The organism is Vibrio sp. V01_P9A10T6 (assembly GCF_963877065.1).
GTDB classification, from domain to species: Bacteria; Pseudomonadota; Gammaproteobacteria; order Enterobacterales; family Vibrionaceae; genus Vibrio; species Vibrio anguillarum.
The window spans coordinates 1-18,174 of the sequence record NZ_CAWNTB010000186.1 but is presented as its reverse complement, the minus strand read 5'-3'; the positions used below and the strand labels follow the sequence as shown (position 1 = coordinate 18,174).

General features: G+C 45.7%; 18 protein-coding genes and 1 other annotated feature. Of the genes, 13 read left to right on the top strand and 5 right to left on the bottom strand.

What is annotated here, in order from left to right; translation table 11 throughout:
• Positions 1 to 55: 55 nt before the first annotated feature.
• From AACQ21_RS14145 to rnm, 4 genes are all read right to left on the bottom strand, one after another.
• Positions 56 to 1,546, bottom strand: coding sequence for a putative bifunctional diguanylate cyclase/phosphodiesterase (locus tag AACQ21_RS14145; protein ID WP_105976624.1), 1,491 nt, complete (start codon positions 1,544 to 1,546; stop codon positions 56 to 58).
• Positions 1,547 to 1,822: 276 nt separating this feature from the next.
• Positions 1,823 to 2,866 (bottom strand): 23S rRNA pseudouridine(2605) synthase RluB, encoded by a 1,044-nt coding sequence (rluB, locus tag AACQ21_RS14140; protein WP_013857138.1) that lies wholly within the window; start codon positions 2,864 to 2,866, stop codon positions 1,823 to 1,825.
• Positions 2,867 to 2,987: 121 nt separating this feature from the next.
• Positions 2,988 to 3,608 (bottom strand): L-threonylcarbamoyladenylate synthase, encoded by a 621-nt coding sequence (locus tag AACQ21_RS14135; protein WP_013857139.1) that lies wholly within the window; start codon positions 3,606 to 3,608, stop codon positions 2,988 to 2,990.
• Entirely contained in the window at positions 3,605 to 4,474 is an 870-nt protein-coding gene (gene rnm / locus AACQ21_RS14130; protein WP_105976623.1) for an RNase RNM, read from the bottom strand. Before rnm ends, AACQ21_RS14135 begins: the two co-directional genes overlap by 4 nt.
• A 64-nt stretch (positions 4,475 to 4,538) precedes the next feature.
• Here rnm and AACQ21_RS14125 point away from each other — a divergent pair, with 64 nt between their 5' ends.
• From AACQ21_RS14125 to AACQ21_RS14065, 13 genes are all read left to right on the top strand, one after another.
• Entirely contained in the window at positions 4,539 to 4,676 is a 138-nt protein-coding gene (locus tag AACQ21_RS14125; protein ID WP_010318233.1) for a hypothetical protein, read from the top strand.
• Positions 4,623 to 4,725, top strand: a sequence feature (Trp leader region). (Overlaps the previous gene by 54 nt.)
• 124 nt (positions 4,726 to 4,849) lie before the next feature.
• Positions 4,850 to 6,415, top strand: coding sequence for an anthranilate synthase component 1 (locus AACQ21_RS14120; protein ID WP_029388172.1), 1,566 nt, complete (start codon positions 4,850 to 4,852; stop codon positions 6,413 to 6,415).
• Positions 6,416 to 6,420: 5 nt separating this feature from the next.
• Positions 6,421 to 7,011, top strand: a complete 591-nt coding sequence (locus AACQ21_RS14115; protein ID WP_105976622.1) for an aminodeoxychorismate/anthranilate synthase component II — start codon at positions 6,421 to 6,423, stop codon at positions 7,009 to 7,011.
• Between the two features lie 20 nt (positions 7,012 to 7,031).
• Positions 7,032 to 8,030 carry an anthranilate phosphoribosyltransferase gene (gene trpD / locus AACQ21_RS14110; RefSeq protein WP_105976621.1) on the top strand — a complete coding sequence of 333 codons (999 nt, stop codon included), beginning with the start codon at positions 7,032 to 7,034 and terminating at the stop codon, positions 8,028 to 8,030.
• Positions 8,031 to 8,035: 5 nt separating this feature from the next.
• On the top strand, positions 8,036 to 9,445 hold the full coding sequence (gene trpCF, locus AACQ21_RS14105) for a bifunctional indole-3-glycerol-phosphate synthase TrpC/phosphoribosylanthranilate isomerase TrpF (protein WP_105976620.1): 1,410 nt from the start codon (positions 8,036 to 8,038) through the stop codon (positions 9,443 to 9,445).
• Positions 9,446 to 9,576: 131 nt separating this feature from the next.
• The gene (gene trpB, locus AACQ21_RS14100; protein ID WP_105976619.1) at positions 9,577 to 10,767 is read left to right on the top strand and encodes a tryptophan synthase subunit beta; all 1,191 of its coding nucleotides are present in this window, start codon (positions 9,577 to 9,579) and stop codon (positions 10,765 to 10,767) included.
• Positions 10,767 to 11,573 (top strand): tryptophan synthase subunit alpha, encoded by an 807-nt coding sequence (trpA, locus tag AACQ21_RS14095; RefSeq protein WP_105976618.1) that lies wholly within the window; start codon positions 10,767 to 10,769, stop codon positions 11,571 to 11,573. Before trpB ends, trpA begins: the two co-directional genes overlap by 1 nt.
• 326 nt (positions 11,574 to 11,899) lie before the next feature.
• Positions 11,900 to 13,159 (top strand): dicarboxylate/amino acid:cation symporter, encoded by a 1,260-nt coding sequence (locus AACQ21_RS14090; RefSeq protein WP_038148379.1) that lies wholly within the window; start codon positions 11,900 to 11,902, stop codon positions 13,157 to 13,159.
• A 228-nt stretch (positions 13,160 to 13,387) separates the two neighbouring features.
• Positions 13,388 to 13,639, top strand: coding sequence for a hypothetical protein (locus tag AACQ21_RS14085; protein WP_017044617.1), 252 nt, complete (start codon positions 13,388 to 13,390; stop codon positions 13,637 to 13,639).
• Between the two features lie 102 nt (positions 13,640 to 13,741).
• Positions 13,742 to 14,308: a septation protein A gene (locus tag AACQ21_RS14080; RefSeq protein WP_017042013.1), complete on the top strand. Its 567-nt coding sequence runs from the start codon at positions 13,742 to 13,744 to the stop codon at positions 14,306 to 14,308.
• Between the two features lie 131 nt (positions 14,309 to 14,439).
• Positions 14,440 to 14,841 (top strand): acyl-CoA thioester hydrolase YciA, encoded by a 402-nt coding sequence (gene yciA / locus AACQ21_RS14075; RefSeq protein WP_013857152.1) that lies wholly within the window; start codon positions 14,440 to 14,442, stop codon positions 14,839 to 14,841.
• Positions 14,842 to 14,931: 90 nt separating this feature from the next.
• The gene (locus tag AACQ21_RS14070; RefSeq protein ID WP_013857153.1) at positions 14,932 to 15,228 is read left to right on the top strand and encodes a YciI family protein; all 297 of its coding nucleotides are present in this window, start codon (positions 14,932 to 14,934) and stop codon (positions 15,226 to 15,228) included.
• Position 15,229: 1 nt separating this feature from the next.
• On the top strand, positions 15,230 to 15,619 hold the full coding sequence (locus AACQ21_RS14065) for a GspS/AspS pilotin family protein (RefSeq protein WP_013857154.1): 390 nt from the start codon (positions 15,230 to 15,232) through the stop codon (positions 15,617 to 15,619).
• An 83-nt stretch (positions 15,620 to 15,702) separates the two neighbouring features.
• Here AACQ21_RS14065 and metE read toward each other — a convergent pair whose 3' ends face one another.
• Entirely contained in the window at positions 15,703 to 18,009 is a 2,307-nt protein-coding gene (metE, locus tag AACQ21_RS14060; RefSeq protein WP_105976617.1) for a 5-methyltetrahydropteroyltriglutamate--homocysteine S-methyltransferase, read from the bottom strand.
• Positions 18,010 to 18,174: the final 165 nt, after the last annotated feature.

Sequence of the window (18,174 nt, the reverse complement as noted above, 5' to 3'; positions counted from 1 at the left end):
TACCTCATCAGCTTAATAAGTACTGAGCGTACTACTCATTTTATAGGTGAGATTTTTAATTAATATTCAAAGATAGATGGTTAATAAGATCTTCCACTGGCATTGGGTGTCCTAGGTAGTAGCCCTGCACTTGTTGGCAGCCCATTGCCTGCAAAATTTTCAATTGGTTGGCTGTCTCTACGCCTTCTGCCACAATATTGATGTCAAAACTTTGCGCCATAGCAATAATGGCATTCACTATCGTTCTTGAACGATCATCATGTTCTACTTCAGAGACGAAACTGCGGTCAATTTTGATTTCATCCACAGTAAGATCTTTGAGCATGGCAAGTGACGTATAACCCGTGCCAAAATCATCGATGGAAAAAGTAATCCCGTTAGATTGCAGATTAGAAATAATTTCAACACTCTTTTTCATATCGGTAAGCGTTGCTGTTTCCGTAATTTCAATGCGTATGTATGAGTTCAAATTCTCATGCTGCTGAATAAATCGCGTGAGTTCATACATCTCATCAGCATTATTGAACTCAGTCGCGGAGACATTAACAGCAACGTGTTTAATTTGTGTCCCCAATATTCCTGAACGCCCCAGCTCCTGTGATACTTTTCCAACCACAAATTTGGAGATAGCGCCCGTCAAGCCATTGTCCTCGGCTAGTGGGATAAAAACATCAGGCGGGATAGCGCCTTTAACAGGATGGTTCCAACGAATCAGTACTTCGACACCGTTGACTGTTAATGTTTTTAGGTCATATTTAGGTTGATATACAACCGTTAAGCTATCGTCGTCGATCGCTAAGCGCAGGTCGAGGACCATTTGCCGGCGCTGCATCGCTTTTTCTGTTAATGTTTTGTCATGATACTGAATGGCATTCTTTTGTTTCTTTGCAACATTAAGAGCCTCAGTCGCGGAAACCATCAGTTCTCTAGCACTGATACCATCGGCTGGGTAAATGGCAACACCTATACAGCAAGTTGTTTCAATATTGTGTTGCTTGGCCCGATGGGTATACAGACGTTGGACGCTCCGAACATGAGAATCCATATCTACAGCGTCACTCAACTTTACAAAACTGGCAAACTGATCGGCATGTAAACGCGATACTAATGAGCCGGGCAAAGTCATTTCGTTAATATCGTGAGCTAAATCCTGCAAAAATGCATCTGCACGCTCAAACCCCAGAGTTTCGTTGATACTTTTAAAATCGTCGACATCAAGGTAACAAAGAATAAATCGCTCATTAGACTTTAATTTTTTGATCGTTATATTGAGAGTACGCACAAACATACTAAGGCTGTGCAGCCCAGTGAGGCTGTCCATATCATTGGCTTTTTCTAGTAAGCGATTCCCTCTAAGCACCAACATGAGCAAAAGTAAGGCGGTAATAATGACAAACATCAACCCCTTATAGGTTTGAGCGAGAGCGCGCAACTGGGCGTTATCTAGCAATAATTCGACTGTCATATCCGAGAATAATATCCAGAGCACGGCAAATGTTGCGTAGATAAGTGCCACTTTAACGGCTGAGATGCCTGCTCTATCCATGTTTAACTGACTCCAAATGTACCCGCTTATGATCGTAACATTGTAGCATCACTAAAATTTAGTCAACCATACCATACATGCCACATGTAGCCTGTTTCTTCACTCTACTCACTTAAATACCAGAAAATATGAACATAGGGATGTCAATCATGCACAAGTGCTCAATACCAACTCTATTGTTTTAATTTTTATTTTATTATCAATGTATTAAACGAAAAAATCCCGAGCTTAGCTCGGGATTTTAATATCAATTAACAGGCAACGAGAAAGTTTCGCTTATCGACGTGGCGCTTTCGCTTTACCAGTTTGAGGCCGACCAGTGCCGCGGCTACCATCGGCACCACTGTTACGGGTACTTGAAGCAGGCTTGCGACGGCCAGTAGTTGTGCCATTGGTTGTCGTACCGTTAGTTTTTTTACCATTCGTCGTTGTACCATTGGTCGTACGACTTTTAGGCTTGCCTGTCGTCGTTACGCGCTCTTCATGGCGCTTAACGGCACGGCGAATTTTTTGGCTACGCGCACGCTCACGAGTACGTGAAGTGTTGTCTTTGCTCAAATCTAGCATCGTCTCTTTTTCAGGACGCAGTTCAACCAATTCACGTAAATAGTTTACATCTTTAAGATCCAGTTCCATCCAACCGCCGCGTGGCAGTTTTTTGTCCAAATAGATCTCGCCATAACGAACGCGTTTCAAACGGCTCACTGTGGTATCTTGAGATTCCCAAAGACGACGAACTTCACGGTTACGGCCTTCGTTAATCGCGACGTAGAAAGTATGGTTCATACCTTCACCACCAGCGTAAACAATATCTTCAAAGCGTGCCAAGCCATCTTCTAGCTCAACCCCTTTAACGAGGTTACGCACTTTCTGTTCGTTCACTTCGCCAAAAACACGCACTAAATATTCGCGTTCTACTTGACGGCTTGGGTGCATAAGGCGATTAGCCAATTCACCATCGGTAGTAAAGAGAAGTAAGCCTGAGGTGTTGGCATCTAAGCGGCCAACTGAAATCCAACGCGAACCACGAATTTTAGGTAGACGATCAAATACCGTCCGACGGCCTTCTGGATCATGACGGGTACAAAGCTCACCTTCCGGTTTGTAGTAAGCAAGCACTCGGCAAATAACCTCTTCTGGTGCTTTAACGGAAACAGCATGCCCATCAATACGCACAACCGCGTTATCATCTTCTAGACGCTCGCCCAACATAGCTACCTTGCCATTAACACTGACACGTCCTGCTCTAATCAAAGCTTCTAACTCACGACGAGAACCATGACCAGCTCGTGCTAAAACTTTTTGTAACTTTTCGCTCATTTATCTACCTATGTGTCGTCTTCACAGACGTCGAATGAAAAAATGCGACCCCAAAATCGCGGCCGCATAGTATCTCAAATTCTACGCCAAAAAGCACTCGTTTTGATGGCCTACTCAAAAGCTATTCAAAAGGTGTTGGATCGCCCGCTCCCACGCGAGCAACCACCATCTCATCTTCACTGAAATCAATCACTGTCGTCGGCTGTTCACCTAAATAACCCCCGTTTAAAATGACATCCACGGCGTGCTCAAGACGATCCCGAATCTCTTCTGGATCCGATTCTGTATGGGTGTTGCCGGGCAAAATAAGTGAGGTGGACATTAGTGGTTCACCTAACGCTTCAAGTAAATCAAGTGCAATACGGTTATTAGGCACGCGGATACCGATCGTCTTACGCTTCGCATTCATCAACCGACGTGGCACTTCTTTGGTCCCTTTGAAAATAAACGTATAAGGGCCAGGTGTATTATTCTTGAGCAAGCGAAAAGCGGTATTATCCACACGCGCATAAAAAGAGAGCTCTGACAAATCACGGCACAGCAAGGTAAAATTATGCTTATCATCAAGGCGGCGAATTTGGCAAATACGCTCTAATGCTTGTTTATTTTCTAGTTGGCAGCCTAGTGCATAACCAGAATCCGTTGGGTACACAACAACTCCGCCATTGCGGATAATAGCAACCGCTTGAGTAATCAAGCGAGTCTGCGGGTTTTCTGGATGAACGTAAAAAAACTGGCTCATTGTAATTCCTCATTATTGAGTCTATCTACGGGGCTTAAACTCCAATCTTTCCAGACAGGATCGACGCCAGAAGGCAACCAAAGATTTCGCCCCAGTTCCATCCAAGGTGAGGGGTAATGAAAGTCACTGCCTTGAGAAGCTAATAGATTGTATTGTATGGCATAATCGGCCAAATTACGTCTTTCTTGTGGCGCTTGTTGTGGCTGTGCCACTTCCATAGCGTCACCACCCGCTTCTACAAACGCGGTTATTAAGCGCTTGAGCCACTTGGTCGTCAAGTCATATCGTCCAGGATGCGCTAATACCGCTTGGCCACCAGCGGCGTGTATTGCTTCAACGGCATCGGTCATCGAGCACCAACTTGGTGGTACATACCCGGGATTATCGCGGGTGAGAAACTTTTTGAACACCTGCTGCATGTTCTTCGCAAAACCCTGTTCAACCAGCCATTTTGCGAAATGCGCACGAGTAATCGGTGCCTCTCCGGCGATGGCTTGCACCTCTTCTAACACCCCTTCACGTGTCACTTTTTGCAATCGTTGTGCAATCAATTGTGCGCGCTGCACACGATGTGCCTTTTGCTGCTCAATTAACTGCTGCAAAGCTTGAGCGTTTGAGTCGATGTTGAGCCCAACAATATGAATATCTTTATTTTGCCAAACCGTGGAAATCTCGATGCCATCGATCAAGGTGATGGGTAATTGTTGCTGATTAATATAGTCATGAGCAATAGTTAATGCATCAGTCGTATCGTGATCAGTGATCGCCAATACCTCAATATCAAAGCTTAGCGCCCTATCGATTAACGCTTGCGGCGATAACCTGCCATCTGAAGAAGTGGTGTGGCTATGTAGATCAATTCTCATAATTTTATTTTGGCCATCTTTTAGGCTTGACTTTTCACTCTCGCACTAGTTAACTAGTACACAAATGCAAGGCACGTATTTGAGGTTGACCATGTTACAAGAATTTAACCAAAACCATAATCACAATTTAAGCGCAGCTTCATCTGAGCTCAATTGGTGGCACACTTGGACAAGTTCTTGGTGGGCAACCGTGTACTTTTAAAATAGAACACGAATTCACAAAGCCCGCCTCAATGAGCGGGCTTTTTATTTTGTCGAATAGCTCACATTACATTGCGCAATAAAACAGCGAAACCCCCAAAGTGAAGATTGGGTCTCTAAGAGGATTATGCGAGTATGGACGACAGGAACATTAAAATTCATCAAGGAGGTCTTGTGAATAAGACCATTGAAATTAAAAGCTTAGGCCAAATTGACGTAATCAATATGTCCGTGCCTTATACCCAAGATCCAACACGTCTATTTCATACGCTATGTGAGTCAAAAACAGATTGTTTGCTATTAGAATCCGCCGAGATCGACTCAAAACAGGATCTCAAAAGTCTATTATTGGTTGATGCTGCCGTGCGCATCACTTGCTTTGGTCACGTTGTCACTTTTCACGCATTGACAGACAATGGTCAACAGCTCATCGAACATCTACAGCGTAATATTAAAACGGATATTGAACATCAGTTACAACAAAATACCTTAACACTTCAATTTCAAGCACCATGTGACACGCTAGACGAAGATTCTCGCCTACGCGAAGCCTCTTCTTTTGATGCACTACGTCTCGTGCAGCACAGTTTCGATCTTCGTCATCACGATAAACATGCCCTCTTTCTAGGCGGTTTATTTGCCTACGATTTGGTGGCCAACTTCGAACCGCTAGGAAATGCCGATACGACTAATCAGTGTCCAGACTACGTTTTTTATATCGCAGAAACCTTGTTGGTGATTGACCATAAAACTGAGCATTGTCAGTTGCAAGCCAGTGTTTTTAACCCCACGCCAACAATGCGCGAAACATTAATTACTCGTTTACAAGAGATCGCGCAGCAATGTGCCGCACCCAAATTACTACCGCAAGCCAAAACCGTAGCTAACGTAAGCGTGACAACGAATATTTCTGACCAAGAGTTTTGCAAGACCGTTCAAGCGTTAAAAGAATTTGTCGTGAAAGGCGATGTTTTTCAGGTGGTCCCTTCTCGCCGATTTACTCTGCCTTGCCCTTCACCACTTGCTGCTTATAAAAAACTGAAAGAGAGCAATCCAAGCCCTTATATGTTTTATATGCAAGACGAACGCTTTACTCTGTTTGGCGCTTCTCCTGAAAGCGCATTGAAATACGCCACCGAAACCAACCAAATTGAGATTTACCCTATCGCAGGGACTCGCCGCCGTGGTAAACGCACCGATGGTTCAATTGATTTTGATTTAGATAGCCGCATTGAACTTGAGCTACGTTGCGACAAAAAAGAGAACGCTGAACACATGATGTTGGTCGACCTTGCGCGCAACGATGTCGCACGTATTGCACAAGCAGGAACGCGCCACGTCGCTGATTTATTGAAAGTGGATCGCTACAGTCACGTTATGCATTTGGTTTCTCGCGTGGTGGGTCAACTCCGAAGCGATCTCGATGCACTGCACGCTTACCAAGCCTGCATGAATATGGGCACACTCACTGGTGCGCCGAAAATTCGGGCCATGCAGCTTATCCGTAACGTGGAAAAAGCCCGCCGTGGCAGTTACGGTGGCGCGGTAGGCTACCTTACCGGGGAAGGCGATTTAGATACTTGCATCGTGATCCGCTCGGCTTATGTCGAACAGGGTATTGCGCAAGTTCAAGCGGGCGCTGGGGTCGTTTATGATTCAGACCCTCAATCGGAAGCCGACGAGACACGTGGTAAAGCACAAGCCGTGATCTCTGCAATTCAAGCCGCGCATCAGGAGTAGCAGATATGGCCAACATTATTTTTATCGATAACTTTGATTCCTTTACCTACAACCTTGTTGATCAATTCCGCTCACTCGGCCATACGGTGACAGTTTATCGCAACAACATCGCCGCACAGAGCATTGAACAAGCGGTCTTTCAATTGGATGAACCGCTGCTGCTACTCTCCCCCGGACCGGGCGCGCCCGCAGACGCGGGATGCATGCCACAATTAATCCAACGCCTTAAGGGCAAAGTGCCGATCATTGGCATCTGTTTAGGTCACCAAGCGATTGTTGAAGCTTACGGCGGCACTGTCGCGGGTGCTGGCGAAATTATCCATGGAAAAATCTCGATGATGGAACACCAACATCACCGTATTTACCAACAGCTACCGTCACCATTAGCCATTGCTCGTTATCATTCCCTAGTGGCTACTGAGGTTCCAGATAGTTTAACCATCACGGCTGAGGTTGATGGGCTCGTGATGTCCGTGGTGCAAGAGCAAGATAAAGTGTGCGGCTTTCAATTTCATCCAGAGTCCATCATGACTACTCATGGCGCAGCATTGCTTGCCAATGCGATCAATTGGGTTTTAGAAAAAAGCACCCACTAACGGATTTATAGGGATATTTTATGGAAAACATCATTAATAAACTTTACGCGCAGCAGTCGCTCTCGCAAGCAGAAAGCCAACAACTGTTCGATGTCATCATTCGTGGTGAACTCGATCCGATTTTAATGGCAGCCGTGCTAACTGCACTAAAAATCAAGGGCGAAACACCCGATGAAATTGCTGGCGCAGCCAAAGCATTATTGGCTAACGCGGCCCCGTTTCCAAGGCCAGACTATGATTTTGCAGACATAGTCGGCACTGGTGGTGATGGCTCAAATACTTTTAATATTTCAACCACCGCAGCATTTGTTGCTGCTGCCTGTGGCGTAAAAATTGCCAAACATGGTAATCGTGGAGTATCGAGCAAATCAGGCTCTTCTGATTTACTGGATTCATTTGGTATTAACCTTGCGATGAGCGCTGAAAATACTCGCCAAGCCATCGATGACTTGGGCGTCGCTTTCCTATTTGCGCCGCAATATCATGGTGGCGTGCGTCATGCGATGCCCGTGCGCCAAACCATGAAAACGCGCACTATCTTCAATATATTAGGACCGCTAATTAACCCTGCTCGCCCCAACATTGAACTGATGGGTGTTTACAGTAAAGAACTGGTTCTGCCTATTGCCCAAACCATGTTACAAATGGGATTGAAACGTGCAGCGGTCGTTCATGGCAGTGGTTTAGATGAAGTAGCGATTCATGGTGAAACCTTAGTGGCTGAAATTCGTGATGGACACATCATCGAATACACCTTAACACCTAAAGATTTTGGTGTTGAAAGCTATCCACTTGAAGCCATTCAAGGTGGTGAGCCTGCGGAGAATCGCGCCATTATCACCAACCTGCTGACAGGGAAAGGCACGCCAGCGCAATTGGCTGCCGTCGCTGTCAATGTGGCGCTGCTGCTGCGTCTTTTTGGCCAAGAAGATCTCAAAGCCAATACACAACAGGCCATTAGTGTAATGAACTCGGGCAAAGCCTATCAGCTTGTCCAACAACTGGCACAAAGAGGTTAAGCCCCATGCCTGAGCAACTTTCTGACCACATTTCAACCCAGCATACTCAAATGGCTGAAGTATTGGCCAAAATCGTCAATGACAAATATGAATGGGTCGAGCAGCGTAAAACGCAGCAACCATTGGGCAGTTTCGAACACTTATTAACCGCATCGGATCGCTCGTTTTATGATGCGTTAAATACGGGTAAAACCGCTTTTATTTTGGAGTGTAAAAAAGCCTCACCTTCCAAAGGGCTCATTCGCCAAGATTTTGATTTGGATTATATCGCCTCGGTTTACCATCAATATGCAGACGCCATTTCAGTTTTGACTGATGAAAAATATTTCCAAGGCAACCTCGAATTTCTGCCACGCGTTCGCGCGCAAGTAAGCCAACCTGTGATTTGCAAAGACTTTATGGTTGATGTTTATCAGGTTTATTTGGCTCGTCACTACAGTGCAGATGCCATTTTATTGATGCTGTCCGTCCTTGATGATCAACACTATCAAACGCTAGCCAATGTGGCTCACCAACTGGGTATGGGTATTTTAACCGAAGTGAGCAATGAGGAAGAACTGCATCGGGCAGTCGCCCTGCAAGCGAAAGTTATTGGCATTAATAACCGCAACTTGCGCGATCTCTCAACCGATCTAAATCGCACTAAACAGCTGGCACCGTTACTCCCAGAAGGAACCATGATCATCTCGGAGTCTGGCATTTATACTCACCAACAAGTGCGTAAACTTTCACAATACGCCAATGGATTTTTAATCGGCAGCTCGTTAATGGCCGAAGAAAATTTAGAGCTAGCGGTACGCAAAGTGACGATCGGCGAAAACAAAGTGTGCGGCTTAACTCATGCTGACGATGCGGCCAAAGCCTATCAAGCTGGAGCCGTGTTTGGTGGCTTAATTTTTGTGCCGCAATCCAAACGCTATGTCGACTTGGACAATGCACGTTTGACGATGAGCGGCGCGCCGCTGCGCTACGTGGGCGTGTTTCAAAATCACACTATTGAAGCCATTACGCAGATTGCTACGACGTTAAAACTCTTTGCGGTGCAACTGCATGGCGAAGAAGATCAAGCCTATGTTGACCAATTGAGAGCTCACTTACCTAGCCAGATTGAAATCTGGAAAGCTTATGGCGTGAGCGACTGCCTACCGACCAAGCTTGAGCGCCACATTGACCGTCACTTATTCGATGCCAAAGTAGGAACGCAATCTGGCGGCACTGGCCAACGTTTTGACTGGCAATTACTAACCGAGGTAAACGATGTCATGTTGGCGGGTGGCTTATCCCCTGAAAATGCTCAGCAAGCAGCAAACATCGGTTGTTTAGGGCTCGATCTCAATTCAGGTGTTGAGAGCGAACCGGGGAAAAAAGACTTACACAAGCTAACCCTAGCGTTCGACGCTATTCGGCAGTACTAACACTAAATCGATTCCCATTGGCTTGAAAAGCGAGTGACTCACCCAGCCGCAAGGTCAAGTAGCAAGGGATAACAACAGATTCATTACCGCTGAATCACTCAGCAGTAACACAGAGACTAAGGATACGAATCATGGCAAAACTCGATGCCTATTTTGGCGAATACGGTGGTCAATACGTTCCACAAATTTTAGTACCAGCGCTTGACCAATTGGAACAAGCTTTTATTGATGCGCAGGAAGATCCTGAATTTCGTGCTGAATTCATGACGTTACTACAAGAGTATGCAGGTCGGCCAACGGCGCTAACTTTGACGCGAAATCTCACGAAAGGCACAAAAACCAAATTGTACTTAAAACGTGAAGATTTATTGCACGGTGGCGCACACAAAACTAACCAAGTACTTGGTCAAGCACTGCTTGCTAAGCGTATGGGTAAACATGAAATTATTGCCGAAACAGGCGCAGGGCAACATGGTGTTGCAACAGCGTTGGCCTGCGCACTACTCGGGCTAAAATGTCGCGTTTATATGGGCGCAAAAGATGTTGAACGCCAAAGCCCCAACGTGTTTCGTATGAAGCTGATGGGCGCAGAAGTGATCCCCGTTCATTCGGGTTCAGCAACGCTCAAAGATGCGTGCAATGAAGCGCTACGTGATTGGTCTGCCACCTATGAAACCACCCACTATTTATTAGGTACAGCGGCTGGTCCCCACCCATTCCCAACCATAGTCCGTGAATTTCAACGCATGATTGGCGAAGAAACGAAACTGCAAATTTTGGCTCGCGAAGGTCGTTTACCGGATGCGGTGCTTGCCTGTGTCGGCGGCGGTTCGAACGCGATTGGTATGTTTGCCGACTTTATTGAAGAAGAGAATGTCCGTTTGATTGGCATTGAGCCCGCAGGAAAAGGCATTCATACCCACCAGCATGGCGCGCCACTAAAGCACGGCAAGACGGGTATTTTCTTTGGCATGAAATCACCTTTGATGCAAGATGAAAACGGGCAAGTAGAAGAGTCTTACTCGGTGTCCGCTGGGCTTGATTTCCCTTCTGTTGGCCCTCAGCACGCTCATCTTTATGCGACAGGCCGCGCTGAGTACGAAAGCATTACCGATGACGAAGCACTCGATGCTTTCCAATCGATCGCACGTAACGAAGGCATTATTCCCGCGCTGGAATCATCACATGCGGTTGCTTACGCCGTGAAGATGGCGTATGCCGAGCCAGAAAAAGAGCAGTTATTGGTCGTGAATCTATCCGGTCGCGGCGATAAAGATATTTTCACCGTCCATAAACTATTAGAAGAGAAAGGAGCGCTGTAATGGATCGCTATCAAACCCTATTTCAGCGTTTAGCTGACAACAATCAAGGTGCGTTTGTTCCATTTGTGACCATCGGGGACCCAGATCCAGAGCAATCACTGCGCATCATGCAAACGCTAGTGGAAGCAGGAGCAGACGCATTAGAACTCGGTATCCCTTTCTCTGATCCGCTCGCCGATGGCCCAACCATCCAAGGGGCGAATATTCGTGCACTGGATGCAGGGACGACTCCAGATATCTGCTTTGAGTTGATAACCAAAATTCGCGCGCAATATCCTGACCTGCCTATCGGGCTGTTGATGTATGCCAACCTCGTTTATTCACGCGGCATCGACAACTTTTACCAACGCTGTAAAAATGCAGGTGTAGATTCAGTATTGATCGCCGATGTTCCGACTAATGAAAGCCGTGAATTTGTCGCGGCGGCAGACAAATACGGGATTCAACCCATTTTCATCGCACCACCCACCGCCAGTGATGAGACCCTGGCCGCGGTCGCCAAACTTGGCCGTGGCTATACTTATCTACTGTCTCGATCTGGTGTGACAGGAGCAGAAACAAAAGCCAATATGCCAGTGCATGCCTTGTTGGAAAGACTGAACCAATTTGCTGCCCCACCCGCATTGCTTGGGTTTGGGATATCAGAACCTGAGCAAGTCAAACAGGCCATCACCGCCGGTGCCGCTGGCGCAATATCGGGATCCGCAGTGGTGAAAATTATTGAACAACGACTTAATCAGCCAGATGAAATGTTAACGACTCTCAGCCATTTCGTTTCCAGCATGAAAGCAGCGACGTTGAAATAAATTGGTTTACAGTAAAAACCAACCCGATCGATTTCTGAGTCAAACCAAGAAATCGATCTTTTTTTTAACATTTACGCCTCGCCAAATTCATTCACAAAACACAAACCAACCACTCATTGAATTGACAAAACAAATAGCAAACGTTTTCTTTTTGAAAAAACCACGTTTCATGTCAATGAACTATCAATAATCTTGTCAATTTACCTTGTTACCATATTGCTAAATGTAAAATATCCGTGTAAAAAGCTAGTCGAAATATTTATCCACCGATTGATATTTATGTAGTGGGTAACACTAGGAATTTACAATTAATTAGCACAGAGGTTATGGAAGTGTTAAACAAAAAGAGTTTGTTAAGCAACATTGGCGTGCAAGTCGTCATTGCAATGATCATTGGTACTGCCGTTGGTGCCATGATGGGACACGATGCGGCCGTCTTTTCGCCACTGGGTGTCATTTTTATCAACCTAATTAAGATGCTGGTGATCCCACTGGTGGCCGTTGCGCTTATTTCCGGTGCTGCGGGCCTTGGTAATAGCCACGCGGCAGGTAAAGTCGGTTTTGTCACACTCAGCTTTTTTGCGGTCACTTCCGCACTCGCCGTGACGCTGGCACTGGTAATGGGCGAAGTCTTCCAACCGGGTATCGGCGTCGATATTTCGGGCGTTGAAGGTATGTTTTCTGCCGAATACGCAGCAAAAGGTGAACTACCTACTTTTTGGGCAACCATTACGGGTATGATCCCAACCAACGTTTTCCAGTCACTGAATAATGCCAACATTCTACAAATCCTTGTTTTTTGCTTGTTCTTTGGCATTGCCATTTCTAAACAGAGCAAAGAAAAACGTGACCCGATCATCAATGGCGTAAACACCATTGTTGATGCCATGGTGTGGATGATCAATAAAGTGATGATCATCGCGCCTATCGGTGTATTCGGTTTGATGGCTGAAGCCGTCGGCACGTTTGGTTTTGGTGCACTGATGGTGGTGTTTAAACTCTTTTTGGTTTATGTCGCGGCCATTTTAATTTTCGGCTTTATTGCTTACCCGCTGATGATTCAGGTCTTAACCAAGACGTCGGCTAAGAAATTTATCCTTGCGATGAAAAAGCCTCAAGCCGTAGCCCTTTCAACCGCTTCATCAATGGCGACACTCCCTGTCACTATGGATACCGTAGAACATGACCTTGGCGTACGCAACTCAACTGCCGCCTTTGTTTTGCCGTTAGGTGCCACCATCAACATGTCTGGCAACGCCATCTATTACGGTTTAGTTGCGATTTTCTTTGCCCAACTATTCAATATTGATCTCTCGATGGGCGCTTACATTGCCATCATCGTAACAGCGACACTGGGCGCCGTCGGTCAGGCAGGTGTTCCTGGTCCTTCTTTCCTTGTAGTAGCCGTTTTGCTAGCGGCTGGAATTCCAATTGAAGGTTTGCCACTACTGTTCGCCCTAGACCGTATCTTCGACATGATCCGTACCGCGCTCAACATCACAGGGGATGCCGCGTGTGCCGTTATTGTTGATGCTTTGATTGAAGAAGAAGCCACTGAGGCCTCATTGAAGCAGCAAAAAGCCTAACTCATCACAGAGCATCATTGATCCAATACAAGCCGCATCCTATGCGGCTTTCTTTTTGCATCGCAATTTGCAAAAAAAACAGTTCTCATACTAAAGTTAATCATTAAAGCGCCCTATGACTGACGATAAAGTTGGCATTGCGATTGCTATAATAAACGACACCTCTTTCGTGCCACATAGCAGCGGCAAACTTTTGGCGTTAGCACGAATCGACTTGGAGTATGAGTAATGGATATTCATCGTGATACTTATTATGGTTTGATTCACCACGGGATCCGAGAATTGGTTATCGATCGGATTGGCCATTTCAGTGAATTTGAATACCACCAATATCTAGGCTTAATTACTGGCAAAGATTCCTGTTTTTCAATGACAGATGAAGAATTGCAGATAGCCGTCGCCAATTTAAAAAGTGAAGGCTATTTAGAAGATATGAAACGAGCAATACCACAACTTGAAACCAGCGGCTGGGAACGCTAATCCATTTCTAGTTAATTTGTTTCGAATTGTCTCTTTCTATTTAGCTCTGACACGGTTTTGGTTAGACTGTGCGCAACGTTTAAATCGGAAGCATAAATACGAATGAAGCAACTTATTGATTTTATACCACTTATCATCTTTTTTGCCCTTTTCAAGATGTACGACATCTATGTCGCCACAGGGGCACTTATTGTGGCCAGTGCGGTACAGATTGCCCTGACCTACGCGCTGTATAAGAAAGTTGAAAAAATGCAGATCATCACGTTTTTGATGGTGACTATCTTCGGTGGTATGACGATTTTCTTTCACGATGACAATTTCATTAAATGGAAAGTCACCATTGTTTACGTTGTGTTTGCCTTGGGCTTGACCATCAGCCACATCATGGGCAAATCAGCCATTAAAGGAATGCTTGGCAAAGAGCTAACCTTACCTGAACACGTATGGGCAAAAATCAACTGGGCGTGGGTTTTCTTTTTCAGTGTTTGCGCTGTACTAAACATCTACATTGCATATCAACTGCCATTAGATGTTTGGGTCAACTTCAAAGTATTTGGCTTATTAGCCGCAACTTTTGTTTATACCTTATTAACGGGCGTTTTTATCTACAAACACCTGCCAAAAGAGAAGCAAGTTTCCGAGAGCAAACCCTCCTCGCACGAGCACTGATTGCACTAACCTTCTCGCTAGGATTCATTCAGAGGACTCTTTGAGTGCAAAACAGGCTGTCTTTGGTATAATCCGTCCCTATTTTTCAGCGACCACTTTGGTCGCTGTTTTGTTGTTGTGGATGTCGAAAAATGAATCAGGAAAATAGTGCCCCAAGAGGCCAATTATTGCTACGCACCTTAGCCATGCCAGCAGATACTAACGCCAACGGTGACATTTTCGGCGGTTGGATCATGTCTCAACTCGACTTGGCTGGCGCAATTTTAGCCAAAGAGATCTCATTTGGCCGCGTTGTCACTGTGTCTGTTTCTAGCATTACGTTTAAAAAACCCGTCAAGGTAGGTGATGTGGTGTGTTGTTATGGTGAATGCACCAAAATTGGCCGCACTTCAATGTCAGTCAATCTTGAAGTATGGGTAAAACCCATCAAATACGACAGCGTGGGAGATCGTTTCCAAGTATGTGAAGCAACCTTCAATTATGTCGCCATTGATACCGATGGCCGCCCTCGACCGATTAAGCCTAGCAACTGATCACAGAAATTCAGTTTGGTTGCTTTCAATACGCGCCAGTTTCAGTACAGTAAGGCCTCGACTTCATTATCAAACAATAAGGATATCAATATGTGGTACGTTATTTTCTCTCAAGACGTAGAAAACTCGTTGGAAAAACGCATGAGTGTCCGGCCACAACATTTAGAGCGCTTACAAACCTTGCAAGATGAAGGTCGTCTATTAACCGCAGGGCCAATGCCAGCAATTGATTCGGAGAATCCAGCAGAAGCTGGGTTTACGGGGTCAACAGTCATCGCTGAGTTTGATTCGTTAAGACAAGCTCAAGCATGGGCGGATGCCGATCCTTATGTTGCTGCCGGTGTGTATCAACATGTTATCGTTAAACCCTTCAAGAAAGTGTTTTAAGATGAAAGTCATTCTCTGTGCTCTGTTTACAACGCTGGTACTGGTGGGTTGTAGCTCGAATGGTGATCAGCAAAAATATTTGGAAGCCGTAGCCAGTAATCGCGCGAATGTGATTAGCGCTGAGTTACCCTTAGAGTTTGGGCCTTTGTCCGTGATGCGTGCCAGTGCTAAAGGCAGTACGGTGGAAATTATGATGATTTACAATGAGGATCAAAAAGGAGCAAAGCCGATTGATCAAGTGTTGAAAACCAGCATCAATACCTACTGCTCGGATTCAACCACACGCGCTAACCTCGACCTCGGCTTAACTTATCGAATTAAAATGCGCAATACGCGGGGCCAACTTGTTGTGGACCAATTCATTAGTAAAGCAACTTGTTCGGCACAATAGTCCTCCCCTTATTAGTGATGACCACCACTTTATTCGTAAAAAACAGAGGCTTCATTTGAGGCCTCTGTCAAGATTAATGTGGCTTAACTTTGCTGGGGTTTAAGCTCTTTGCGCAGCTCTTTGCGCAGCGCTTTAGCTGCTGACACTAAGTTGGTCAGTGCTGCCTCCACTTCATTCCAATTGCGCGTTTTTAAGCCGCAATCAGGGTTAACCCATAATCTCTCTGCTGGAATTTTTTCCGCCGCTTTACGCAACAAACCTTCAATCCACTCTTGAGAGGGAATGTTTGGCGAGTGAATATCGTACACACCTGGGCCAATTTCATTCGGGTAGTTAAACTCTTCAAACGCTTTGAGCAGTTCCATATTCGAGCGAGAAGTTTCAATCGTAATCACATCGGCATCCAGTGCCGCTACTGAGTCAATGATTTCATTAAATTCGCTGTAACACATGTGAGTGTGGATCTGCGTTTCGGGTTTCGCACTCGCCGCCGCAATTTTAAATGCTTCAACCGCCCACGCCAGATATGCTTGATGGTCACGCTTCTTCAATGGCAACCCTTCACGAATCGCAGGTTCATCAATTTGGATGATGTTAATGCCCGCTTGCTGCAGGTCTGCCACTTCATCACGCAAAGCGAAAGCCAACTGCTGAGTGATGGTTTGACGAGAAATATCTTCACGAGGAAACGTCCAGCATAAAATCGTTACAGGCCCAGTCAACATTCCTTTCATTTGCTTCGCAGTCAATGATTGAGCATAAGTAGACCACTCCACCGTAATCGGTTTTTCACGTTCAATATCGGCCACCACGATAGCCGGTTTTACGCAGCGTGAGCCGTAACTTTGCACCCAGCCAAATTGTGTAGTCTGGAAACCGGCTAAGTTTTCGGCAAAGTACTCCACCATGTCGTTACGCTCAGCTTCACCATGCACTAACACATCGAGATCAAGTGCCTCTTGACGTTTTACTGCATCGGCAATGTGCCCTTTCAATGCATTGATATAATCAGCGTGTGCCAGTTTACCTTGGCGGTAAGCACTGCGCTGATGACGGATCTCACTCGTTTGAGGGAATGAGCCTATGGTTGTCGTTGGCAAAAATGGCAACCCTAACACTTCAGCTTGGTGATGAGCGCGCTCTGAATAAGGTGCACTGCGCTCAGAGAGTGCTGCCGTTATGCTGTTGACTCTCGCCTGTACATGCGGTTTATTAACGTGAGTTGCCGTTTTACGTGCAAGTATCGGTTGGCTATAAGTTTCACAAGCCAGAATCGCTGCGTCATCACCGTCCAGTGCCTTACCAAGTAAAGCAACTTCTGTCACTTTTTGTTTGGCAAATGCAAACCAACTTTGTACTTCATCACTGAGCTGCTGCTCAAGATCTAAATCAACTGGGCTATGCAAGAGTGAACACGAACTCGCAATCCACAGATGCTCCCCCAGTTGCTGCTTCACTGGCTGTAAACGAGCCAATAACGTCGCAAGATCGGCGCGCCACACATTGCGTCCATTGACCACACCTGCCGAAAGTACCCAATTTTTTGGCAATTTCTCTAGTACCGCGTTCAATTGATCGGCAGAAGCGGAGAGATCGATGTGCAATCCATTCACTGGTAGCTCAATGATTTTATCGAGCGTATCAAGCACCGAATCAAAATAAGTAGTGAGTAACAGTTTTACATCACCAGCGATCACTTGATAAGCCAACTTAAATGCATCTTGCCACTTTGGTTCTAGCTCTAACGCTAAAATAGGCTCATCGATTTGTACCCATTCCACTCCTTGTTTAGCAAGCTTAGCTAAAATTGCTTGATAAGCGGTCAATAAACGAGGCAGTAAGGTCAGGCGATCAAATCCCTCTTCGACCTCTTTACCCAAGTAGAGGTAGCTCAGCGGGCCAAGCAGTACAGGCTTAACTTGGTGGCCTGCTTTCGACGCTTCATTGACTTCCTCAAACAGTTGAGGCCAGCTGACTTCGAACGTATCGTCTTGGCTGAACTCCGGCACAAGGTAGTGATAATTGGTATTAAACCATTTAGTCATATCAGAAGCTGCACTTCCGCTACAGCCGCAACCCGCTTGTGATTGACCACGTCCAACGCGAAAGAGTGTACCTAAATCAGGAAAGCCGTTTTTATGACGTTTAGGAACGTGTCCAAGGAGCAATGTGGTTGTGAGTACGTGATCATACCAAGCGAAATCGCCTACGGTTGAAAAACTCAGACCCGCTTGTTGCTGCTCAGCCCAGTTTTTCTGACGAATGTCATGCCCCACTTGCAATAACTGCGCTTGATCGCTTTCGCCACGCCAATATTTTTCTAACGCAAATTTCAGTTCGCGTTTTTCACCAATGCGTGGATAACCTAAGATGTGAGTCGTCGTTGCCATGTCCCTAGTCCTTTTGCTGTTGATCGTGTCTGATTCTTTATCGCATGAGATAAAGATGTCTGGATGGCTATACTATCCATCTAAACTGACCCACAGACAAGGTGCAATTATTCAACTTGTTTATTAAAAAAATTCATGTTGATTGCAAAGAGCTTTAATTGACAC